This window comes from Marinobacter iranensis, assembly GCF_029207565.1.
GTDB classification, from domain to species: domain Bacteria; phylum Pseudomonadota; class Gammaproteobacteria; order Pseudomonadales; family Oleiphilaceae; genus Marinobacter; species Marinobacter iranensis.
Genome location: NZ_JANCMW010000431.1, coordinates 1 through 231 on the forward strand (window position 1 = coordinate 1; position 231 = coordinate 231).

1 protein-coding gene is annotated in these 231 nt (G+C 64.1%); it reads right to left on the reverse strand.

Annotated elements, in window-relative coordinates:
* Nucleotides 1-191, reverse strand: a 191-nt coding sequence (locus NLU14_RS22980; protein ID WP_275710968.1) for a hypothetical protein, incomplete at its 3' end; no start/stop codon positions are given.
* Nucleotides 192-231 lie beyond the last annotated feature (40 nt).

Here is a 231-nt window from a genome sequence, read left to right on the forward strand (position 1 = left end):
TGGCCGCGCTGAAGGCTCTCGCGCTCGACGGTCGAGACCGCTGCCGGGGTGTCATAGAGCTCGCGGGCCAGCCGCGGCGCGCTGACCACCATCGTCTCTACGGCATCAACCGTTTCGACCTCCTCACCGTAGGCGTTCCCTGCCGTCATGGCGCCCGCCAGCGCCAGCAGCAGTGTTCTGCGTGATGTCATGTTGTTCCCTTGAAATCGGTTGTGTTCCTGAAACCGACAG